Origin of the sequence: Microbacterium sp. NPDC090007, from assembly GCF_044748345.1 — a bacterium.
Taxonomy (GTDB): domain Bacteria; phylum Actinomycetota; class Actinomycetes; order Actinomycetales; family Microbacteriaceae; genus Microbacterium.
This window is the reverse complement of record NZ_JBIVFV010000004.1, coordinates 324,420-345,393: the sequence shown is the minus strand read 5'-3', so window position 1 is coordinate 345,393 and position 20,974 is coordinate 324,420. Positions and strand designations below refer to the sequence as shown.

General features: G+C 71.1%; 20 protein-coding genes and 1 tRNA gene. 16 read left to right on the top strand and 5 right to left on the bottom strand.

Annotated elements, in window-relative coordinates; genetic code table 11:
• The first annotated feature begins 260 nt into the window (after positions 1-260).
• Positions 261-860: a gamma carbonic anhydrase family protein gene (locus ACIPVB_RS14735; protein ID WP_400369859.1), complete on the top strand. Its 600-nt coding sequence runs from the start codon at positions 261-263 to the stop codon at positions 858-860.
• Between the two features lie 85 nt (positions 861-945).
• Here the strand turns inward: ACIPVB_RS14735 and ACIPVB_RS14730 are convergent, their stop codons facing one another.
• Positions 946-3,618, bottom strand: a complete 2,673-nt coding sequence (locus ACIPVB_RS14730; protein ID WP_400369858.1) for a phosphoenolpyruvate carboxylase — start codon at positions 3,616-3,618, stop codon at positions 946-948.
• 281 nt (positions 3,619-3,899) lie between these two features.
• Between ACIPVB_RS14730 and ACIPVB_RS14725 the strand changes: the two genes are divergently transcribed.
• The 11 genes from ACIPVB_RS14725 to ACIPVB_RS14675 all read left to right on the top strand — a co-directional run bounded on the left by ACIPVB_RS14725 (position 3,900) and on the right by ACIPVB_RS14675 (position 13,925).
• Positions 3,900-4,592: a MazG family protein gene (locus tag ACIPVB_RS14725; RefSeq protein ID WP_400369857.1), complete on the top strand. Its 693-nt coding sequence runs from the start codon at positions 3,900-3,902 to the stop codon at positions 4,590-4,592.
• Positions 4,593-4,654: 62 nt separating this feature from the next.
• The gene (gene hisS / locus ACIPVB_RS14720; protein ID WP_400369881.1) at positions 4,655-5,902 is read left to right on the top strand and encodes a histidine--tRNA ligase; all 1,248 of its coding nucleotides are present in this window, start codon (positions 4,655-4,657) and stop codon (positions 5,900-5,902) included.
• Between the two features lie 127 nt (positions 5,903-6,029).
• Positions 6,030-6,857 (top strand): SGNH/GDSL hydrolase family protein, encoded by an 828-nt coding sequence (locus ACIPVB_RS14715; protein WP_400369856.1) that lies wholly within the window; start codon positions 6,030-6,032, stop codon positions 6,855-6,857.
• Positions 6,858-6,888: 31 nt separating this feature from the next.
• Positions 6,889-7,584, top strand: coding sequence for an O-methyltransferase (locus ACIPVB_RS14710; protein ID WP_400369855.1), 696 nt, complete (start codon positions 6,889-6,891; stop codon positions 7,582-7,584).
• 62 nt (positions 7,585-7,646) lie between these two features.
• Positions 7,647-8,927, top strand: a complete 1,281-nt coding sequence (eno, locus tag ACIPVB_RS14705; RefSeq protein WP_400369853.1) for a phosphopyruvate hydratase — start codon at positions 7,647-7,649, stop codon at positions 8,925-8,927.
• A 333-nt stretch (positions 8,928-9,260) separates the two neighbouring features.
• Positions 9,261-9,734: a septum formation initiator family protein gene (locus ACIPVB_RS14700; RefSeq protein ID WP_400369852.1), complete on the top strand. Its 474-nt coding sequence runs from the start codon at positions 9,261-9,263 to the stop codon at positions 9,732-9,734.
• Positions 9,735-9,787: 53 nt separating this feature from the next.
• Complete coding sequence (locus tag ACIPVB_RS14695) at positions 9,788-10,306, top strand: DUF501 domain-containing protein (protein ID WP_400369851.1); 519 nt, start codon at positions 9,788-9,790, stop codon at positions 10,304-10,306.
• A complete protein-coding gene (locus tag ACIPVB_RS14690) occupies positions 10,303-11,622 on the top strand; it encodes a S8 family serine peptidase (protein ID WP_400369850.1) in 1,320 nt (439 codons plus the stop codon). The genes ACIPVB_RS14695 and ACIPVB_RS14690 overlap by 4 nt, the downstream gene beginning before the upstream one ends.
• Positions 11,619-13,013, top strand: a complete 1,395-nt coding sequence (locus ACIPVB_RS14685) for an NAD(P)/FAD-dependent oxidoreductase (RefSeq protein WP_400369849.1) — start codon at positions 11,619-11,621, stop codon at positions 13,011-13,013. Before ACIPVB_RS14690 ends, ACIPVB_RS14685 begins: the two co-directional genes overlap by 4 nt.
• A gap of 143 nt (positions 13,014-13,156) precedes the next feature.
• Positions 13,157-13,229 (top strand) — tRNA-Leu (locus ACIPVB_RS14680).
• A 126-nt stretch (positions 13,230-13,355) separates the two neighbouring features.
• The gene (locus ACIPVB_RS14675) at positions 13,356-13,925 is read left to right on the top strand and encodes a LemA family protein (RefSeq protein ID WP_400369848.1); all 570 of its coding nucleotides are present in this window, start codon (positions 13,356-13,358) and stop codon (positions 13,923-13,925) included.
• 67 nt (positions 13,926-13,992) lie between these two features.
• Here the strand turns inward: ACIPVB_RS14675 and ACIPVB_RS14670 are convergent, their stop codons facing one another.
• Positions 13,993-15,234: a winged helix-turn-helix domain-containing protein gene (locus tag ACIPVB_RS14670; RefSeq protein WP_400369846.1), complete on the bottom strand. Its 1,242-nt coding sequence runs from the start codon at positions 15,232-15,234 to the stop codon at positions 13,993-13,995.
• A gap of 71 nt (positions 15,235-15,305) precedes the next feature.
• Here ACIPVB_RS14670 and ACIPVB_RS14665 point away from each other — a divergent pair, with 71 nt between their 5' ends.
• Positions 15,306-16,496, top strand: a complete 1,191-nt coding sequence (locus ACIPVB_RS14665; RefSeq protein ID WP_400369845.1) for an AI-2E family transporter — start codon at positions 15,306-15,308, stop codon at positions 16,494-16,496.
• Positions 16,493-17,722: a threonine ammonia-lyase gene (gene ilvA / locus ACIPVB_RS14660; RefSeq protein WP_400369844.1), complete on the top strand. Its 1,230-nt coding sequence runs from the start codon at positions 16,493-16,495 to the stop codon at positions 17,720-17,722. Before ACIPVB_RS14665 ends, ilvA begins: the two co-directional genes overlap by 4 nt.
• A gap of 165 nt (positions 17,723-17,887) precedes the next feature.
• Here the strand turns inward: ilvA and greA are convergent, their stop codons facing one another.
• Both greA and ACIPVB_RS14650 read right to left on the bottom strand, forming a co-directional pair.
• Entirely contained in the window at positions 17,888-18,379 is a 492-nt protein-coding gene (greA, locus tag ACIPVB_RS14655; RefSeq protein ID WP_400369842.1) for a transcription elongation factor GreA, read from the bottom strand.
• Between the two features lie 106 nt (positions 18,380-18,485).
• Complete coding sequence (locus tag ACIPVB_RS14650; RefSeq protein ID WP_400369840.1) at positions 18,486-18,881, bottom strand: DUF4307 domain-containing protein; 396 nt, start codon at positions 18,879-18,881, stop codon at positions 18,486-18,488.
• A 62-nt stretch (positions 18,882-18,943) separates the two neighbouring features.
• Here ACIPVB_RS14650 and ACIPVB_RS14645 point away from each other — a divergent pair, with 62 nt between their 5' ends.
• Positions 18,944-19,207 (top strand): hypothetical protein, encoded by a 264-nt coding sequence (locus ACIPVB_RS14645; protein WP_400369839.1) that lies wholly within the window; start codon positions 18,944-18,946, stop codon positions 19,205-19,207.
• Positions 19,208-19,316: 109 nt separating this feature from the next.
• Here the strand turns inward: ACIPVB_RS14645 and ACIPVB_RS14640 are convergent, their stop codons facing one another.
• Positions 19,317-20,009 (bottom strand): hemolysin III family protein, encoded by a 693-nt coding sequence (locus ACIPVB_RS14640; RefSeq protein WP_400369880.1) that lies wholly within the window; start codon positions 20,007-20,009, stop codon positions 19,317-19,319.
• 165 nt (positions 20,010-20,174) lie between these two features.
• Here ACIPVB_RS14640 and ACIPVB_RS14635 point away from each other — a divergent pair, with 165 nt between their 5' ends.
• Entirely contained in the window at positions 20,175-20,948 is a 774-nt protein-coding gene (locus ACIPVB_RS14635; protein WP_400369878.1) for an isoprenyl transferase, read from the top strand.
• Positions 20,949-20,974: the final 26 nt, after the last annotated feature.

Here is a 20,974-nt window from a genome sequence, read left to right as displayed (position 1 = left end):
ATGGTACTGCAGGGGGGACCCTGTGGGAGAGTAGGACACCGCCGGACTTCTTTTCACACGAAATGGCCACCCAACGCTGGGTGGCCATTTCGCATGTACCGGGGCGTGTCACGTCCCGGACACGGTCACGCGCCGGCACACCCACCCCGTGCCTCACACCGGGTGGGTGTGCGCCGGCGCTTCGCCACACCCGGCGGACGAGGCTCGCCGGCCGACGACCCGCAGGGCTACGCTGTCCCCACCCACCGGAAGGACACGCCATGCTCTTCTCCCATTTGGGCTTCGAACCCCGCATCCACCCCGACGCGGTCGTCGCCCCCACGGCGGTCATCAGCGGGAACGTGACCATCGCCGCCGGATGCCAGGTTCTCCACGGTGCGGTGCTCACGGCGGAGGGAACTCCGATCGTGCTGGGCGAGAACACGATCGTGATGGAGAACGCGCTGATCAGGGCGAGCTCGACCCATGCCGTTCACATCGGCGCGCACACTCTCATCGGCCCGATGGCCAGCGTCGCCGGCGCCGACGTCGGTGAGGAGGTCTTCCTCGCGACGGGGACGCGTGTCTTCAACGGAGCGCAGCTCGGTGATCGCAGCGAAGTCCGCATCAACGCGGTCGTCCACGTGCGAACGACCCTGCCGCCCGACACCGTGGTGCCGATCTCGTGGGTCGCCGTCGGAGACCCCCTGCTCATCCTGCCGCCGGACCGGCACGAAGAGATCTGGGCGGCGCAGAAAGAACTCGACTTCCCGGGTTACGTGTTCGGTCTGGACCGCCAGACGCCCGATCTGATGGTGCAGTTGACCGAGCGTTACGGGCGCAGCCTCGCCCGGCACGCCCAGGACGTCCCCGTCGACTGAGAGCGTCGTCCTCCGTCCGGCAGCCGGACACGGCGATGCGCCGGTCCCGGAGAAGGAACCGACGCATCGCGATCGCGGCGAACGTTCACCCGGTGTTCTGCAGCCCGGCCGCGACGCCGCTCACCGACAGCAGCAGCAGGCGCTGGTGCTCGGCATCCGGAGTCGGATCCGCGCCGTGCGCGTCGCGCAGGGCGCGCAGGGCCCGCAGCTGCAGGAGCGACAGCGCGTCGACATACGGACTGCGCATCTTCACCGCCCGTTGCAGCACCGGCTTGTTGCCGAGCAGGTCACCGCCGGTGATGCGTTCGACCCACGAGCGCGTGAGGATCATCTCGTCCATCACGAGCTGCGCGAGGTCGTCGCGGTCGCCCAGCGCGAGATAGCGCCGCGCGATGCGCTCGTCGGCTTTGGCGAGGCTCATCGCGACGTTGTCGATCATCGTGCGGAACAGCGGCCACTGCTCGTAGGCGTCGCGCAGGCGCTGCTCGTCGGCGACGGCATCCAGAGCGGTTCCGAGACCGAACCAGCCGGCCAGGTTGATGCGCGCCTGCGTCCACGAGAACACCCACGGGATGGCGCGCAGGTCTTCGAGCGACTCGACCGAGAGCCCGCGTCGCGCCGGGCGTGAGCCGAGGGCGAGGTGCCCCAGCTCCTCCATCGGGGTGACGGTGGCGAACCAGGGCGCGAATCCGGGCGCCTTGACCAGGGCGAAGAAGCGCTCGCGCGAGGCGAGGTCCATGGTCGCGGCGACGTCGGCGAACGCGTCGGCCGCACCGCGGTTGCGGCGCTCGATCGAGGGCGAGGATGCCGTCAGCACCGCCGCCGCGACCTGATCGATGTGGCGCATGGCGATGTCGGGATCGCCGTAGCGCGCGAAGATGACTTCGCCCTGTTCGGTCAGTTTGAAGCGCCCGTCCACCGAGTGCGGGGGCTGCGCCAGGATCGCCGAGTTGGCGGGTCCGCCCCCGCGGCCGAGGGCGCCCCCGCGACCGTGGAAGAGGGTGAGCTCGATCTTCTCGGCCTCGGCCCACGTCGCGATCTCGGCCTGCGCCTCGTACAGCGCGAGATTCGCGGCGACGGGACCGACGTCCTTCGAGGAGTCCGAGTAGCCGAGCATCACCTCGAGGCGGCGGCCCGTGGCATCCAATCGATCGGCGAAGGCGGGGTGCGACACGATCTCGGCCAGAATTCCGGGAGCGGCCTGCAGGTCGGCGAACGTCTCGAACAGCGGGATGACGTCGAGGATCGGGGGTGCTTCGCCCGGACCCATCGCGAAGGACGCGAGCTCGTGGACGTTCGCCAGGTCGTCCGCGGACTGCGTGAACGACACGATGTAGCGTCCCGCGGCGCGCGGGCCGAAGCGCTCCTGCACGAAGGCAATGGAGCGGAAGACCTCGAGCACCTCCTCGGCCAGCTCGCTGCGCGCACCCCCGGATCGGAGCTCGTCGAGCACCGTGCGGTGGACGGCGGAGTGCTGGCGCACCTCGAGCTCGGTCAGGTGGAAGCCGTACGTCTCGACCTGCCACACCAGACGCTGCAGGGCGCCGTAGGCCTGACGGGCGGCGCCGCCGCCCACCAGCGAGGCCTGCACCGTCCGCAGGTCGGCCAGCAGGTGCTCGGGGTCGCGGTAGGCCAGATCGGCATCGCGCGTGCGGGTCGCGGCGATCTTGCGCGCGAGCAGCAGCAGGATGCGGCGGTGGGGCTCGTCGGGCGAGCGCTCGGCGATCTCGGCGGCGGCGTCCTCGTCGGCCGCTCGCAGACGGTGCCACAGCGCGAGCAGGGCGTCGCTGGGCGGGGTCGTCTCGGCATCGAGGGTCAGACCGCGGCCCACGCGCTGCGTGGTGCGTTCCAGACCCAGGAGCACGTGCTCGCTCGCGATCGCGGCCGCCTTGCGGGTGACGGATGCCGTGACGAAGGGGTTGCCGTCGCGATCGCCGCCGACCCAGGAGCCGACGCGGACGAAGGGCTTCACGATCGGAGCGCGGGCCCCGGCGTTCTCGCCCTGGAGCACGTCGTCGATCCGGCGGTACACGCGCGGCACCGCCGTGTAGAGCGTCTCGTCGAACACGGCCATGACCGAGCGGACCTCGTCGACGGGCGACGGCTTCTCGCGACGCAGCGGGGCGGTGCGCCACAGCGTGTCGATCTCTTCGAGCATGCGGCGCTCGGCGCGGCGCTCGTTCGTGTCGTTCCCAGCCGCGTCGTCGTGTTCGGCGAGCAGCTCGGACAGACGACGGATGCTGGTGGAGATCGCCCGACGGCGCGCCTCGGTCGGGTGGGCGGTGAACACCGGGTGGAAGCGCAGGGCCTGCAGGCGGGCGAGGGCGGTCTCTTCGCCCACCTCGCTGGACAGTCGTTCGTACGCGGCCGCGATGGTGTCGGGGGTCCCGCTGCGCGAAGGACGGTCGCCGCGTTCGCGGAGGACCCGCACGCGCTGGTGCTCCTCGACGAGGTTGACCAGGTGGAAGTAGGCCGTGAAGGCCCGGGCCACCTCATCGGCGCGGGCGATGGAGAACCCGTCGGCGATGGCCGCGGCCCGTTCGAACGCCTCGGACGTCTCATCGGTGTAGGCCTGGATGGTCGCCGTCCGCAGTCGCTCGACGTCGTCGTAGAGTCCGGGCGAGCCGCTCTCTCGCAGCACACGGCCCAGCAGCGAGCCGAGCAGACGGACGTCGGCACGCATCTGTTCGGGCAGCTCCTGGCCGGCTTCGAAGCGGCCCACCAGGTCGATGGCCTCGGTCGGGGTCAGTTCACGCACACGCCCAAGATTATCGGCGTCCTGTTGCGCGCAGATCACGCGCGCGGGGCCGACCCGGTCGGACGGGTCGATCACCGGAAGCCATCCGGCTGCCGGGCGCCCGCACCGCAGCGATTCGCGGCCTCGGGGTCGACATCCGGAATCTGCGGTCTCGCGCCCGCGGTCGAACGACCGGTCGCAGCGCGGGCGGCGACACGGGCGGGGCGCGCCCCGGCAGCGGAACGGGAAAGGGCGGACTCCGGCACGGGCCCACCGCGCCGGTGCCCGGGCGGGGGATACTCATGGCGAGCGGCGCCACCCGGCCCGCGGAGGGAGAGGCCGTGAGCGACGACGCCCTGCGGGAAGCCGCCGAGACGATGAGAGCGGTGCGTGAGCGCTGCGTGTGGACGCAACGCATCACCCACCGCGACCTCGTGCCCTATCTGGTCGAGGAGAGCGCCGAGGTCATCGACGCGGTCGAGGACGGCACTCGTGCCGACCTGCGCGAGGAGCTCGGCGACCTGCTGTGGCAGGTGCTCTTCCACGCCGAGATCGCCGCGGGCGACACGGACGACCCGTTCGACATCGACGACATCGCGCGCGGACTGACCGAGAAGATGGTGCGGCGTCATCCCCACGTCTTCGCCGGGGCCGTGGCATCCACCCCCGAAGAGGTCCTGGTGCACTGGAACGCCGCCAAGGCCGCCGAGAAGAAGGAGCGCACGAGCGTGCTCGACGGCGTGAGCGCGCACATGCCCTCGCTGGCCCTCGCGCAGAAGCTCGTCGGCAAGGCGGCTCAGGTCGGGGTGGGCGCACCGACGCATCACCTGGCCGATCCCGAGACCGAGGCCGAGCTGGGCGACGCGCTGCTCACCCTCGTGCAGTTCGCCCGCACGCGGGGGTGGGATGCCGAGCGCGCGCTGCGCGAGCGCCTGCGGTCCCTGCGTACCGAGGTGCAGGCGGCGGAGGCGGGTCCCGGGACCGCGCGCGAGTGACGGTGGACGCCGCAGGAGCCTGGAACAATGGGCGGGTGGCATCTGTGAACCCGCCGCGCGGCATGCGCGACTTCCTCCCCGCTGACAAATCACGTCGCGAGCGCGTGCTCGCCGTCATCCGCGAGCGCTACCGCGCGCACGGCTTCGACGAGATCGAGACGCCCGTCATGGAGGACTACGACCGCCTGCACGCCGGCCTCGGCGGCGACAACGAGAAGCTCTCGTTCAGCATCCTGAAGCGGGGGATGGATGCCGAGGGCATCCGCGCCGCGGCCGACGATCCCGCCGACCTCGCCGACCTGGGTCTGCGCTACGACCTCACCGTGCCGCTCGCGCGCTTCTACGCCACCCACCGGTCGCAGCTGCCCGCGGTGTTCCGCGCGATCCAGATCGCCCCCGTCTGGCGGGCGGAGCGTCCGCAGAAGGGCCGCTACCGCCAGTTCGTGCAGTGCGACATCGACATCATCGGCGACGCCACCTCGCGCGCCGAAGCCGAGCTGATGGTGGCCAGCCTCGACGTGCTCGACGCCCTCGGACTCACCGGCGGAGTCATCCGCGTCAACGACCGCCGCGCCCTCGACGCCATGCTCGAGGTGTTCGGGTTCGCCGCCGACGAGCGCGCGGGAGTGCTCATCACGATCGACAAGCTCGACAAGATCGGCCCCGCCGGAGTCGTCGCCGAACTGCGCGACCGCGGCGTCAGCGCCGCCGCGGTCGACGCCTTCGCCGCCTTCGTCGATCGGCCGGCGACGACGCCGTCGTTCGACGACGCCGGAATCCGCGCGGCGCTGCCGGACGGCATCCCGGACGACGTGGTGGCCCACCTCGTCGCGCTCGGTGAGACCGTCGCCGCCGCGCGCGGAGACGAGGCGCCGCTGGTCTTCGACCCTTTCCTCGTGCGCGGCATGGGGTACTACACCGGCACCATCTTCGAGCTCGCCCACCCGAGCGTCGACTACTCGCTGGGCGGCGGCGGTCGCTACGACGGCATGATCGGACGCTTCCTCGGACAACAGGCGCCGGCGGTGGGGTTCTCGATCGGCTTCGAGCGCATCGTGGATCTGCTGCCGGACGCGGCTCCCAAGGGGGAGCGCTCCGTCGTGCTCGTCCACGACCGCGATGTCGCGCTGGCGCCGCTGCTGTCGCTCAAGGCGCACCTGGTGGCCGGCGGCGCACGCGTGCGCGTGGAGCAGCGCGCCAAGAACATGAAGGCCCTGCTCGAACGGTCGGCCGCGGACGGCTACACCTCGTTCGCGACGGTGGGCGCCGACACCACCGCCGAGACCCTGGAGCTGAAACCGCTCGCGTGAGCGGGTCCGGCATCCACCGGGTCGGAACTCAGGATGCCGGGAGCCCGGCGTCGCCGCGCCGTCACGCCGCGGCCACCGGTCGTTCACCGCGGGCGGGTGTCATCGGAGGATGCGCACGCGTCGACCCGTGACCCTGACCGCCGCCTCGGTGGTCGCGCTCGCCGGCGCCGGCGCCGTGGGAGTGCGCACCCTGATCACCCGGCAGGCGGCGATCGCGCGCAGGCGCATCGGCAAACCGCTCGGCGAACAGGCGCTGGACGCCGACCGCGTGTGGCGTCGGAAGAAGCATCCCGGCCGCCCGGTGGAGCTGCTGCTGCTCGGCGACTCGATCGCCGCGGGCCTGGGCGCCGCACACCGCCGTGACACCCTCGGCGCTCGGCTGGCCAAGGGCATCGCCCGGGCCGAGGAGCGGCCCGTGCGGCTGCGTACCGCCGCGATCGTCGGCTCCGAGACCTCGGCGCTGGAGCGGCAGGTGTCGGCGCTTCCGGCGGAGTACCGCCCCGACGTCGCCGTCATCGTGGTGGGCGGCAACGACGTGACCCATCGCATCCCGGTGGCACGCTCGGCCGAGCAGCTCGAGCAGATCGTGGCGGCTATGCGGGGGCGGGGCGTCCCGGTCGTGGTGGGCACCTGCCCCGACCTCGGCACGCTCCGCGCGATCCCGCAGCCCCTGCGCGCGCTCGCCGCCCGCTCGTCGCGGCAGCTGGCCGCTGCTCAGGCCGGCGCCGTCCATCGCGCCGGCGGTCGTGTCGTCGCCCTCGCGAGGGCCGTGGGACCGGTGTTCGCCGAGCGCCCCGACGAGATGTTCAGCGTCGACCGCTTCCACCCCAGCGCGCTGGGGTACCGCCGCACGGCCGAAGCGCTGCTGCCCGCTGTGCTCGCGGCGCTGGAGGCGGTACCGGACAGCGGGAGGACGACGACCGGACCTCGGGCGCACCTGCGCGCAGAGCGTTGACCGGCGGCCGCGCGCTCGCCACTCTGGAGGGGTGCCCACCCACGATGACGTCGACGCGTTCCTGACCGACACCCTCGTCGGACCCGATCCCGACGGTGACGCCGCGCTCGCCGCGCAGCACGCCGCCGGCCTGCCCGCGATCGAGGTCGCCCCGGTCAACGCCAAGTTCCTGCACCTGCTCGTGCGGATCGCCGGCGCCCGACGCGTGCTCGAGATCGGCACGCTGGGCGGGTACTCCACGATCTGGCTCGCCCGCGCCGTCCCCGCCGACGGGCGGGTGGTCACGATCGAGGCCGAACCCGCCAACGCCGCGATCGCCCGGTCGAACCTGGAGCGCGCCGGGGTCTCGGCACGGGTCGACATCCTGCGCGGTCGCGGCACCGAGGTGCTCCCGGGTCTCGAGGGCGGCGAGCCGTTCGACCTGGTCTTCGTGGATGCCGACAAGGAATCCAACACGGTCTACCTCGATTGGGCCGCGCGGCTGGGCAGACCCGGCACGGTCGTCGTGCTGGACAACGTCGTGCGCGGGGGAGAGGTCGTCGACGCCGCCACCGCGGATGCGAAGGTGCGCGGCGCGCGCCGGGGCATCGAGATGCTGGGCGAGGACCCGCGTTTCGACGCCACGGCTCTGCAGACCCTCGACCGGAAGGGATGGGACGGCATCGCCCTGGCCATCGTGGTGGAGGCCACGGCATCCGTCCCCACGTCCGACGCGGCGGGTCACTAGACTCGACGACGGACCGACGACGCTCCGCCCTCTTCCACTCAAGAACCAACGAGGAGTCCTTCGTGGCACTTATCGAGGCTGTCAACGCGCGCGAGATCCTGGATTCGCGCGGTAACCCGACCGTCGAGGTGGAGGTGCTCCTCGACGACGGAATCGTCCAGCGCGCCGCCGTCCCCTCCGGCGCGTCCACCGGCGCGTTCGAGGCCTACGAGCTGCGCGACGGCGACAAGAGCCGCTACAGCGGCAAGGGCGTGCTCAAAGCCGTCGCCGCGGTCGTCGACGAACTCGGCCCCGCCATCGAGGGCGTCGAGGCCAGCGAGCAGCGCATCATCGACGAGATCCTCATCGAGACCGACGGCACCGACAACAAGTCGCGCACCGGCGCCAACGCCATCCTCGGCGTCTCGCTCGCCGTCGCCAAGGCCGCCGCCGACAGCGCCGACCTGCCGCTGTTCCGCTACCTCGGCGGCCCGAACGCGCACCTGCTGCCCGTCCCGCTGTTCAACGTCATCAACGGTGGCGAGCACGCCGACAACGGCATCGACTTCCAGGAGTTCTTCCTCGCCCCCATCGGCGCCGAGACCTACGGCGAGTCCCTCCGCTGGGGCACCGAGGTCTACCACGTGCTGAAGGGCGAGCTGAAGTCCGCCGGATACAACACGGGCCTCGGCGACGAGGGCGGCTTCGCCCCCGACCTGCCCAGCAACCGCGAGGGCCTCGACTTCCTCATCCGCGCGATCGAGAAGGCCGGCTTCACCCCCGGCACGGACATCGCCGTCGGCCTCGACGTCGCCGCCACCGAGTTCTACAAGGACGGCGTGTACACCGTCGAGGGCAAGGAGTGGAGCGTCGACACGCTCGTCGACTACTTCGCCGATCTCGTCGCCAACTTCCCCATCGTCACGATCGAGGACGCCCTCGCCGAGGACGACTGGGACGGCTGGAAGAAGCTGACGGATGCCATCGGCTCCCAGGTGCAGCTCGTCGGCGACGACCTGTTCGTCACCAACCCGAAGCGCCTGCAGCAGGGCATCGACCGGGGCGTGGCGAACTCGCTCCTGGTGAAGGTGAACCAGATCGGCACGCTGTCCGAGACCCTCGATGCGATCTCGCTCGCGACGCGCTCGGGCTACACCTCGATGCTGTCGCACCGCTCGGGTGAGACCGAGGACACCACCATCGCCGACCTCGCCGTCGCGGTGAACGCCGGCCAGATCAAGACCGGTGCGCCGGCGCGCAGCGAGCGCGTCGCCAAGTACAACCAGCTGCTGCGCATCGAGGAAGACCTCGGCACCGCCGCGGTCTTCGCCGGCCGCTCGGCGTTCCCCCGCTTCAAGGGCTGAGCGACCGATGACGAGGAGGGGGAGCCGGCAAGGCTCCCCCTCCTCCGTCGTGCGGGCGGGGGCATCCTGTCGGGCGGTCGCGGGACGACGGGGACGTCGACCCCTCGGCGTGCCCGCCGTCTCCTCAGGCGCCGCGACGTAGACTCACCACCGGTCCGGCGCCCGGCGTCGGCTGGACGAAAGGGGATGGACGTGGACAGACCGACGCTTCCTCCCCGCCGGCCGACGGCATCCGCCGGCCCCACCGGCGCGAAGACGCCGCGCCGTTCCCCTCCCGCTCGATCGTCCGGGAGGCCGGCGGGCGGCCGCGGCCCCGCACCCCGCGGGGTCGACGTGCGCGAGTGGCTCGGCCGCGTGCGCATCTCGGGGTTCGTGGTCATCATGCTGGGTCTCGTCGTGCTCGGCACGTTCGTGCTCGTGCCGACGGTCGGGACGTACATGGACCAGCGTCAGCAGATCCAGGCGCTGCGCAGCGCCGTCGAGCTCAGCCAGTCCGAGGTGGCCGACCTGCAGATGCAGCGCGACCGCTGGTCGGATCCGACGTACATCCGCACGCAGGCCCGTGAGCGGCTCGGCTATACGTTCCCGGGCGAGATCGTCTACTTGATCGACAACGACCTTCCTGCGTCGGCGACTCCCCAGGAGCAGGAAGACGTCAGCGATGATGTCGGCCAGACCCGCACCGACTGGATGGCGCAGCTCGTGCGTTCGGTCGCCGCCTCGGGCGCGGCGCAGGTCGCGGTGCACGAGACGCCCACGATCGGTGTCCCCGATCCGGCGCCCGGCGACCCGTCGCCCGCCGGCTGAGCCGCCCGACGGTGCTCGGCACGGTGTCGGACGTCACGGGTACCCTGGTCACGATGACTACCGCAACGCTCCCTCCCGCATCCGATGCCGATCTCGCCGTACTCCAGGCGCAGCTCGGCCGCGTCCCGCGCGGTGTGATCGGGATCGCCGCGCGCTGCGTCTGCGGCAATCCGACGGTCGTGGCGACCTCGCCGCGGCTCGACGACGGCAGCCCGTTCCCCACCTTCTACTATCTGACGCACCCCGCGGCCACCGCCGCCATGTCGGTACTCGAGGCCGGGCACGTCATGAAGGAGTTCTCGGACGAGCTCGCCGCGGACGACGAGCTGCAGGCCGCCTATCGGCGTGCGCACGAGGCCTACCTGCGTGATCGCGCCGCGTACGGCGAGCCCGAAGAGATCGCGGGCATCTCGGCCGGCGGCATGCCCACGCGGGTCAAATGCCTGCACGCGCTGGCGGGGCACGCGCTCGCCGCCGGCCCGGGCGTGAACCCGATCGGCGACCGCGCTCTCGAGCGTGCCACCTGGTCGCCGCAGCGCTGCGCCTGCGAGAGCCCCGGGGCGGGCGGATGAAGCGTGTCGTCGCAGCCGTGGCATCCGTCATCCTCATGGCGGTGCTGAGCGGCGCGACGGCTGCTCCCCAGACTCCCGCCGACCCCGTGCCCGAGGACCCGACCGACTCGATCCGGGCGGGGGAGTACTGGCTCGACCAGTACGGCGTGCGCGAGGCGTGGAAGACCACGCGCGGCGCCGGCCAGACGATCGCCGTCATCGACACGGGCATCGGTCGCGGCCCGGCCGAGTTCAGCGGAGCGGTCGCGGGCGGCATCGACGTCTCGGGCGTCGGCGCGCCGGACGGACGGACCCCGGTCGGCGCGGTCGACGCGAACCACGGCAGTTGGGTCGCCTCGCTCGCCGCCGCCCGCGGGACGGGCAACGGACGCGGCATGATCGGCGTCGCCCCCGAGGCGCAGCTGCTGTCGATCTCGGTCGGGTTCGGCGCGACGACGTCCAAGCCGTTCACCGAGCAGATCGCCGAGGCGATGAGGTGGGCCGTCGACAACGGTGCGACCGTCATCAACCTGTCGCTCACCACGAACACGCTCGACTGGGATCCCAGCTGGGACTCGGCGTTCGAGTACGCCTTCGATCGCGACGTCGTCGTCGTGGTGGCCGCCGGCAACCGCGGCAGCGGGACCGACCGCGTCGGGGCTCCGGCCACCATCCCCGGCGTCCTGGCCGTGGGCGGTGTCGACCCGAGCGGACGCGCCAGCAACGACGCCTCGACCCAGGGCATCACGATCGGGCTCTCGGCGCCGAGCGAGCGGCTCATCGGGGTCTCGTCCGACGGCACACTCGTGCAGTGGAACGGCACGAGCGGCGCCGCGCCCATCGTCGCCGGCATCGCGGCCCTCGTGCGGGCCGCGCATCCCGAGCTCGACGCCGACAACGTGCTCAACCGCCTGATCACCACGGCCACGCCCGCCGCCGGGGCGACCGCGACCCCCGACCCGCTCTACGGCTACGGACTGGTGGATGCCGCCCGCGCGGTCTCGGCGCAGGTGCCGGTGGTCAGCGAGAACCCGCTGGGCAGCCTCGACGAGTGGATCCGCCTCTATCGCCGGGCGGACGCGCAGCCGACGCCCGAACCCACCGCCACCCCGGTGGTCGTCCCGCCGCTCCCGCCGGTCGACGCCGCCCCGGCGCCGGGGTCGCCATTGCTGCCCTCGCGCGATAGCGTGCTCTACGGATCGCTGCCGCTCGGGGGCGCAACGCTGGCCGCTATAATGATTGCGCTCGGCGTCAGTGCTGCTGCCCGGCGAATCCGACAGGCGCGCACCTCCCGCGAGCCGAGCCGCACCACAAACGAGGAGTCCCTCCCATCGTGACCACTACCGTGCCCAGAATCCTCATCGTCGGTGGGGGCTATGCAGGCTTCTACACCGCATGGAAGCTCGAGAAGCTCCTCGGGCGGGGCGAAGCCGAAGTCACGCTCGTCGACCCGCTGCCGTACATGACGTACCAGCCCTTCCTGCCCGAGGTCGCGGCGGGCGAGATCGAGCCCCGCCACGTCGTGGTCGGCCTGCGCCGCCACCTCAAGCGCACCACCGTCATCGCGGGCAAGGTCACGGCCATCTCGCACGCGACCAAGACGGCGACGATCACGCCCATCGCCGGCGATCAGACCGTCGAGCAGGGCTACGACCAGATCGTGGTGACGGCGGGCGCCGTCTCTCGCACCTTCCCGATCCCCGGCATCGCCGACAACGCGATCGGCCTCAAGACGATCGAAGAGGCCGTGGCCATCCGCGATCGCCTCACGTCGAACTTCGACAAGGCATCGGTGCTGCCCGCCGGTCCCGAGCGCGACCGCCTGCTGACCGTCGTCGTCGTCGGTGGCGGGTTCGCCGGCATCGAGGTCTTCGCCGAGCTGCGCGCCTACGCGTCCTCGCTGCTGAAGCAGTATCCGACGCTGTCGTTCGACGACACCCACTTCCACCTCATCGAGGCCATGGGGCGCATCATGCCCGAGGTGTCGCAGAAGACCAGCGAATGGGTGCTCGCCGACCTTGCCAAGAAGGGTGCGTTCGTGCACCTCGACACGCAGGTCAAGGGCGCCGTCGACGGCGTCATCGAGCTCTCGACCGGTGAGCAGCTGCCCACCGACCTCATCATCTGGACCGCCGGCGTGATGGCGAACCCGACGGTGGTCCGCGGCAGCGACCTGCCCGTCGAGGAGCGCGGTCGCATCCGCACCCGTCCCGACCTGCGCGTCGGCACCGACGAAGAGGTGGTCGAAGGCGCCTGGGCCGCCGGCGACGTTTCGGCCGTGCCCGACCTGTCCGGTGGGGGAGTCGGCGGCTTCTGCGTGCCCAACGCCCAGCACGCGGTGCGCCAGGGCAAGCTCATGGCCAAGAACCTCGTCGCCGTCCTGCGCGGCGAGGAGCCGAAGCAGTACAACCACAAGAACCTCGGAGCCGTCGCGGGCCTGGGCCTGTACAACGGGGCGTTCCAGTCGGGGAACATCGCGCTGACCGGCCTCATCGCGTGGTTCGCCCACCGCGGCTACCATGGCCTGGCCATGCCGACGTGGGAGCGCAAGTTCCGCGTCGTCGGCGACTGGGTGCAGAACTTCGTCCACGGCCGCGAGGTCGTGTCGCTCGAGGCCGTGCAGCAGCCGCGCGCCGCGTTCGAGGAGTTCGCCGCTCGTCCCCGTCCCGCTGCACCCGCGGCCGAGGCGCCGGCCGAGAAGAAGGCCGAGCCCGTCGCCGCGAAGTAATCCGTCGCGTTGCGAGACCCCCGCGCCCCCGGGCGCGGGGGTCTCGTCGTGTCGAAGTGCCCGGGTGCGGCATCCCCGTTTCGCGCTGCTCAGCCGCGGGCGGAAGGAACCCGCCCCCCGCCCCGCGATACGGTGGATCACGGGCCCCCGTAGCCCAATGGCAGAGGCAGGCGACTTAAAATCGCTTCAGTGTGGGTTCGAGTCCCACCGGGGGTACATCGCCCACCGTGCGCGTCGGCCGACGAATCCGCATCCGCTGAGAGTCGAGACCAGCCTCGGAAACCCCCGGGCACCCCACCGTTAGACTGAGGGGCAACCTCTCGAGCGAAAGTGTGGGGACTTATGTGGGAGTGGCTCGTACCGGTCATCGTGATCGTCGGCGTCCTGGTGATCGCCGGCATCTACCTCTGGGCCACCTACAACGCCCTCGTCGCCCTGAACGTGCGCGTCGACGAGGCGTGGAGCGACATCACCGTCCAGCTCAAGCGGCGAGCCGACCTGCTGCCCAACCTGATCGAGACGGTCAAGGGGTACGCGGCCCACGAGAAGGCCGTGTTCGAGAACGTCACCCGCGCTCGCGCCGAGACGCTGTCGGCGCAGAGCCCCGCCGAAGCCGGCATCGCCGAGGGGCACATGCAACAGGCGTTGAAGTCGCTGTTCGCCGTCGCTGAGGCCTATCCCCAGCTGCAGGCGAGCCAGAACTTCCTGCAGCTGCAGTCGTCGATCGTCGACACCGAGGACAAGATCCAGGCGTCGCGCCGCTTCTACAACGGTGGCGTGCGAGAGCTGAACACGAAGATCAAGGTGTTCCCCAACAACCTGTTCGCACGTCGACTCGGCTTCCACGAGCGCGAGTTCTTCGAGGTCGTCGACGGGGCGGCGATCTCGGAACCCCCACGCGTGCAGTTCTGACACCTGGCGGCGCCCCTTCGCTTCGGCGGAGGGGCGCCGCCGTCTTCGGGATGCCGGAACCCACGGGTCAGTTCGAGCGGCCGTCCGGGTGTTCATGGCGCTCGGCGCGCAGGGCCCCGGCGATCGCGTCGGCCGCGTCGCCCCACCGCGATACGCTCACGCGATCGAGACCCTGCCAGGTCGCGGCGGCGCGTAGTTCGTCGCCGATGCGCTCAGCGGCATCCGCCGGGGCCCCGGGCTCCCACCAGGCGGACTGGACCCGCAGCGCACCGGCGGCGCGGTCGCTCTTCAGATCCACGCGCCCGACCACGTCGTCGCCGACGAGGACGGGCAGCGAGTAGTAGCCGAACCGACGCTTCGCCGCCGGCGTGTAGATCTCGATCCGATAGTCGAAGTCGAACAACCGCTCGGCACGGTCGCGGAACCACACGACGGGGTCGAACGGGGTCAGAAGCGCCGTGGCATCGACCCGTCGCGGACGCGCGGCGTCGCGGTGCAGCCACGCGCGAGCGGGGCGGCCGGCGACGAGCCAGCCCTCTACCTGGGCCGGGATCAGTTCGCCCTCATCGACCAAGCCGTCGATGGCGGCCAGAACCGCGCGGCGATCGCGGATGCGCCAGTAGTCGGCGAGGTCGGCGGCGGTGGCGATGCCGTAGGCGAGCGCCGCCCTGCGGACGAGCTCCGCGATCGCCTGCTCTCGGGGCACGGTGGTCTCGAGCGCCGACGAGGGCAGGACATCGGATGCCAGGGCGTAACGCCGCTCGAATCCCCGGCGCCCGGCGATCGCGACGTCGCCGTACAGCCAGAGACGCTCCAGGCCGTTCTTGACGTCGTCCCAGCCCCACCACGACCCGCGAGACCCGCTGCGCGCGTCGTGATCGATCTCGGCCGGGCGCAGGGGCCCACGATCCGCGAGCTCATCGCGGAGCCACTGCAGGAGTGGCTGGTTCGCCTCGGCCCACGCGTCGCGCCCGTACTTCGCGCGCAGCTCGTCGCGGCGGAACTGCAGCAACGGCCAGTCCTCGACGCAGATGAGCGAGGCCACGTGCGCCCACGACTCCACCCAGCGGGGACGCGGCGCGAACGCGAGCGCATCCAGCAGCGCGGTGTCGTACGCACCGAGCCGCGCGAACAGCGGCATGTAATGCGAGCGGGCGAAGACGTTGACCGAGTCGATCTGGAGGAGGCGCATGCGCTGCAGGGACGACGTGATCTGCCGCGTTCCCACGCGGGTGGGGCGCGATCGGGCGAAGCCCTGCGCGGCGAGGGCGATGCGTCGCGCATCGGCGCGACGAAGCGTCAGGGTCATGGATGCCACGCTAGCGGCGACCACCGACACGCCCGGCGAAACCGGGGGGACCGCGACGGTAGGCTGACGGGATGAGCGGTCCCGATCCCGAACCTCGCGGATCGTTCCTCGACGCCCTGAAACGGCGCACCGTCTCGAGCGATCTGCAGCCGCCCGTCCCCCCGGCTCTGCGGCAGGCAACGGCCTACGCATGGCGCCTGCTGGTGATCGCTGCGGCTCTCGCGGTCGTGGTGTTCCTCGTCATCCAGCTGAAGCTGCTGGTCATCCCGCTTCTCGTCGCCATCCTCGTGACCGCGCTGGTGTGGCCCGGCTTCTCATTCCTCGTCCGCCACCGCTGGCCCAAGTGGCTCGCGATCGTGATCACCGTCCTCACGACGATCACGGTGATCTCGGGTCTCGTCTGGCTGGCGGTGTGGCAGATCACACGAGAGTTCGGCTCCGTTCGCGAGCGGACCGTGGATGCCGTGTCGCAGTTGCGGGACTACCTCATCAGCGGCCCCCTTCACCTCAGTGCGCAGCAGATCGACGACGGCCTGCGTCAGGCGGGCGCATTCCTGCAGCAGCAGGCGGAGGTGCTGTGGACCGGGGCGCTCGCGATCGGCACCACCATCGGACACGTCGCCACCGGCGTGCTGCTGACCCTGTTCATCCTGCTGTGCCTGCTCGCCGACGGCGGCGGCATCTGGCGCTGGACGACCCGTCTGTTCCCCCGGGTGGCCCGGCCGGCCGTCGACGGGGCCGGACGCGCCGGGTGGCGCACCGTCAAGAGCTACGCGCGCACCCAATTGCTGGTCGCCACGATCGACGCGGTCGGCATCGGTCTCGGTGCGTTCCTGCTCGGCGTACCGTTGTCGATCCCGATCGGGGTCCTGGTGTTCCTCGGTGCGTTCATCCCGTTCGTCGGCGCCGTCGCCACCGGCGCCCTCGCGGTCTTCATCGCCCTGGTCTACAACGGCCCCCTGATCGCCCTGTTCATGCTGATCGTGGTGCTCGCGGTGCAGCAGATCGAGAGCCACGTGCTGCAGCCCATCCTCATGGGTTCGGCGGTCAAGGTGCACCCGCTCGCGGTCGTCCTGGTCGTCGCGGGAGGGGCGATGGTCGGGGGGATCGCCGGCGCGTTGTTCGCCGTCCCGTTGGCCGCCTTCGTCAACGTCGTCGCCGTGTACCTCAGCTCGAAGGCGTGGCAGCACGAGGGCGAGGTCCTGGCATCCCGAGATCTCATCTGGCAGACCGTCCCGCGCGAGCGCGGAAGGGGATCATGAACGACACACCCACTCTGGCCGAGTTCGAGGATGCCGCGCAGGCTCTGCGCGGCATCATCACGCGCACGCCCCTCGACGAGTCGCTGCACCTGACCGACCTGCTCGGGGTGCCGGTCAACCTCAAGCTCGAGAACCTGCAGCGCACCGGCTCGTTCAAGATCCGCGGGGCGACGTACCGCCTCTCGCGGCTGACCGCCGAGGAGCGTGCGCGCGGCGTGGTGGCAGCGTCCGCCGGCAACCACGCGCAGGGCGTCGCCCTCGCCGCCCAGCAGCTGGGCATGTCGGCCACGATCTTCATGCCGCTGGGCGTGCCCGTGCCCAAACTGCTCGCCACGCGCGGATACGGTGCGGACGTCATCCTCGAGGGCGCCACCGTCGAGACCCCGCTGCGACTGGCCGCGGAGTTCGCCGAGCGCACCGGCGCGGTGCTGATCCACCCGTTCGACCACCGCGACATCGTCGTGGGGCAGGGCACCCTGGGCCTCGAGCTCGTCGAGGACATGCCCGACCTCGAGACCGTCATCGTCGGCATCGGCGGGGGAGGACTGGCCGCGGGGGTCGCGGCCGCCGTCAAGGCCCGCGCGGCCGCAGAGGGGCGGCGGGTGCGCGTCATCGGCGTGCAGGCGCACAATTCGGCGGCGTACCCGTCATCGCTGGCCGCGGGATACCCCCTGCAGGTCGAGACCACGCCGACCATCGCGGACGGCATCGCCGTCGCGCGGCCCGGTGACCTGCCCTTCGAGCTGATCCGTCAGTACGTCGACGAGGTCGTCACCGTGACCGAGGACGACATCGCCCGCGCCCTCCTCGTACTCCTCGAGCGCGCGAAGCAGGTCGTCGAGCCCGCGGGTGCCGTCGGCGTCGCCGCCATCCTCGCCGGCAAGGTGAAGGCCAGCGGACCGACCGTGACGATCCTCTCGGGCGGCAACATCGACCCCCTGCTGCTCCAGCGCGTCGTGGCGCACGGGCTGTCGGCATCCGGTCGCTACATGTCGCTGCGGATCCCGCTGCCCGATCGCCCCGGCCAGCTCGCGCGCGTCTCGGAACTGCTGGCCCAGGTGGGCGCGAACGTCATCGAGGTGCTGCACACCCGGCACGGGCAGGGCCTGCAGATCAGCGAGGTCATCCTGCAGTTGAGCGTCGAGACCCGGGGTGCGGAGCATCGCGCCCTGGTCATCGCGACGCTCGAGGACGCGGGCTTCGTGGCGACGGTGGTTCCGGACTGACGTTCCGCCGCGTGCAGAACCTCCGCGATGCGCGCAACCTCCGTGGGACCGCGGGCAATCGAGCGGAGGATGTGCACATCGCGGAGGTTGCGACGGCGTCGGCCGCCGGAAACGCCGCGAGCCGCCCACCCCGTCGCGGGGGAGCGGCTCGCGGACGCGGGGCGCTTACTGGCCCGAGTAGGTCTCGACCTTCACGATCTCGACCGAGATGTCCTTGCCGTTGGGGGCCGTGTACGAGCCCTTGTCGCCCTCTTTCAGGCCCATGATGGCGGCACCGAGAGGGGATGCCTCGCTGTAGACGTCGAGCTCGGAGTTGGCCGCGATCTCGCGGTTGCCCAGGAGGAACCTCTCTTCTCCGCCGGCCACGATCGCGGTGACGACGGTGCCCGACTCGACCACGCCGTGGCTCTCGGGGGCCTCGCCCACCTTGGCGTCCTTCAGCAGCTGCTGGAGCGTGCGGATGCGGGCCTCCTGCTTGCCCTGCTCATCCTTCGCCGCGTGGTAGCCGCCGTTCTCTTTGAGGTCGCCCTCTTCGCGCGCAGCCTCGATGCGCTTGGCGATCTCTTCTCGACCGGTGGTCGAGAGGTGCTCGAGCTCGTTTGCCAGGCGGTCGTAGGCGTCTTGCGTGAGGAACGTCACCTGAGCGTCGTTGGACACGGTTACTCCTTCGTCGAGGCGCTGACGGCGGTGCGGTGCGAGGCCGTCGGCGGGGGATATGTCGAACGCCCCGGCATCGAGCCGGGGCGCGTCGTGACCTGGGAGTCTACGGGACCCAGCAAGCGTTGACAAAACCGGTCGTCGCCAGCGACAGCGTCGGGATCTGCTCGGTGAAGGCGCGGGTGTGCTCCTCGGATGCAGGGTACTGCACGACCCTCCAGCCGACGGTGCCGTGCTCCTCATCGCGCGCTTCGATCGCGCAGGCGACGGGCTGCCCGACCGGCGCGGTGATCTGGAACGTCGTCGACACGCTGCGGTCGTCGATCACGGTGAAGCCCGTGTCGGTCGCCGTCACGGCGTTGAGGGTGCTCGACACCGTCGTCCACGCCAGGAAGCCGATCGCGCCGAGGGCGAGGACCGCGACGACCGTCCACCCCGCGATGCGGCGCCGCGGGGAGCGTGTCCGCCCGTAGCGGTCGTCGAGCTGGGCGTGGGTCGTCATGGTGTCTCCGGGCTTTAGGCTGGACTTCCAGGCTACGCGCTTCCGCCCGGAAGAAGGACTCCATGCTCCCCGTGATCGTCGCGCTCGCGACCACACCCTCCCCGGTCGTCACCCCCGACGAATCGATCGTCACCCCCGGCCCTCTCGGCTTCGCCGCGATCGCCTTCATCGCCCTGGCGGTGTTCCTGCTCGTGTGGGACATGCTCCGTCGCATCCGGCGGGGACGCTATCGCGAAGAGGTCAACGCGGAGCTGGATGCCGAGGAGCGGGCCATCGCGGCGCGGCGCGACGACGGGGACGCCGACCCGGTCGCTCCGCGCCGCTGAGCGGCGCCGGCATCCGAGGTTCTTCCCCCGCACGAATCGCCAGCGAACGTCGCCTCAGGCGGCGCGGAAGCGACGACTCCTGGCGGCTCGCGCGTGACGTGGCGCCCGGTCAGCCGCCGTGGTACGCCGGCGCGAGGGAGATGAGCAGGCACGCGGTCCAGTGGCAGAGGAACGCCAGCACCGTGCACACGTGGAAGATCTCGTGGAAGCCGAAGTGCCCCGGCCACGGGTTGGGCTTCTTGATCGCGTAGACGATCGCCCCCGCGGTGTAGAGCAGACCGCCGATGACCACGAGCACCATCATCGCGACGTTCGCCGCGAGCAGGTCGCCGAGGTACATCACCGCCGCCCACCCCAGGGCGAGGTACAGCGCGACGTAGAGCCAGCGCGGGGCGTTGATCCAGAAGACGCGGAACAGGATGCCGAGCAGCGCACCGCCCCACACGATCGACAGCAGCAGCACGGTCTGGGGCGTGGGCAGCGCGAGGACCGCGAGGGGCGTGTAGGTACCGGCGATCAGCAGCAGGATGTTCGCGTGGTCGATGCGCTTGAGCACCGCGAGGGTCTTGGGCTTCCAGTGGAACCGGTGATACAGCGCCGAGTTGCCGAACAGCAGCATCGAGGTGGCCATGAACACCGCTCCCGCCCACTTGGCGGGTGCTCCCTGGGCCAGGGCGATCAGGACGATGCCCGCGGCGATCGCGACGGGGAACGTGCCGGCGTGGATCCATCCCCGCCACGTGGGCTTGAGCTCGGCCTGCGCGCCCACGGCGCCCGCCTCGAGCAGGGGGAGCTGCGGCATCTCGGGGCCGTCGGCCGGCGCGGTGGGGGTCACGGTTCCGACCCTACGTCCGCACCCATGCTCCGGGCGGAACATGCGGCGACGCTCACCCTTCCCCCAGCAAGGATCGCCCCTTCCCGCCGTGTCGTGCGGGGCGCGACGCGGTAGCGTAGGCGGGTGGCGCGGATGTGGAAGAACGAGGGGCGTGGACCGCTCTACCGTCTCTACATCTCGCGACTGCGGCGCCAGATCCCCGCGAACGTCCCGCACCACGTCGCGATGATGATCGACGGCAACCGCCGCTGGGCTCGTCAGCTCGGCTTCGACAGCGCCGCCCACGGCCACCGTGCGGGTGCGGCGAAGATGCACGAGTTCCTGCGCTGGTGCGACGATCTGGGGATCGAGGTCGTGTCGCTCTACCTGCTGTCGCACGACAACCTGCGCAAGCGCGACAGTCAGGAGCTGCAGGATCTGCTCGAGATCATCGCCGAGCTCGCCGGAGAACTCTCGCGCGAGCCCGACTGGCGGGTCAAGCACGTCGGCCGCGTCGAGGGTCTCCCCCCCGAGCTCGCCGACGTCCTGCACGAGGCCACCGAGCGCACCCGCGGACACAAAGGCCTGCACGTCAACCTCGCCGTCGGGTACGGCGGGCGCAGCGAGATCGTGGATGCCGTTCGCTCGATCATCGCCCAGCACGACGAATCGGGCGGGTCCCTGGAAGAACTCGCCGCGAGTCTCACCCCCGAGCAGATCGGCGAGCACCTGTACACCGGTGGCCAGGCCGACCCCGATCTCGTGATCCGCACCTCGGGGGAGCAACGCCTGAGCGACTTCCTGCTGTGGCAGTCCGCCCACTCCGAGTTCTACTTCGTGGAGGCGCTCGGTCCGGACCTGCGCGAGGTGGACTTCCTCCGCGCGATCCGCGACTTCGCCACGCGCGACCGGCGCTTCGGGCAGTAGCGCCGGGGGGACGGCATCCGGGACTA

Coding starts and splice junctions, on each gene's coding strand:
- ilvA (WP_400369844.1), top strand. CDS start 16,493: ATGAACGACACACCCACTCTGGCCGAGTTCGAGGATGCCGCGCAGGCT.
- ACIPVB_RS14725 (WP_400369857.1), top strand. CDS start 3,900: ATGGCGAGCGGCGCCACCCGGCCCGCGGAGGGAGAGGCCGTGAGCGAC.
- hisS (WP_400369881.1), top strand. CDS start 4,655: ATGCGCGACTTCCTCCCCGCTGACAAATCACGTCGCGAGCGCGTGCTC.
- ACIPVB_RS14670 (WP_400369846.1), bottom strand. CDS start 15,234: ATGACCCTGACGCTTCGTCGCGCCGATGCGCGACGCATCGCCCTCGCC.
- ACIPVB_RS14735 (WP_400369859.1), top strand. CDS start 261: ATGCTCTTCTCCCATTTGGGCTTCGAACCCCGCATCCACCCCGACGCG.
- ACIPVB_RS14695 (WP_400369851.1), top strand. CDS start 9,788: ATGACTACCGCAACGCTCCCTCCCGCATCCGATGCCGATCTCGCCGTA.
- ACIPVB_RS14650 (WP_400369840.1), bottom strand. CDS start 18,881: ATGACGACCCACGCCCAGCTCGACGACCGCTACGGGCGGACACGCTCC.
- ACIPVB_RS14665 (WP_400369845.1), top strand. CDS start 15,306: ATGAGCGGTCCCGATCCCGAACCTCGCGGATCGTTCCTCGACGCCCTG.
- ACIPVB_RS14690 (WP_400369850.1), top strand. CDS start 10,303: ATGAAGCGTGTCGTCGCAGCCGTGGCATCCGTCATCCTCATGGCGGTG.
- ACIPVB_RS14675 (WP_400369848.1), top strand. CDS start 13,356: ATGTGGGAGTGGCTCGTACCGGTCATCGTGATCGTCGGCGTCCTGGTG.
- ACIPVB_RS14640 (WP_400369880.1), bottom strand. CDS start 20,009: ATGCCGCAGCTCCCCCTGCTCGAGGCGGGCGCCGTGGGCGCGCAGGCC.
- ACIPVB_RS14635 (WP_400369878.1), top strand. CDS start 20,175: ATGTGGAAGAACGAGGGGCGTGGACCGCTCTACCGTCTCTACATCTCG.
- ACIPVB_RS14645 (WP_400369839.1), top strand. CDS start 18,944: ATGCTCCCCGTGATCGTCGCGCTCGCGACCACACCCTCCCCGGTCGTC.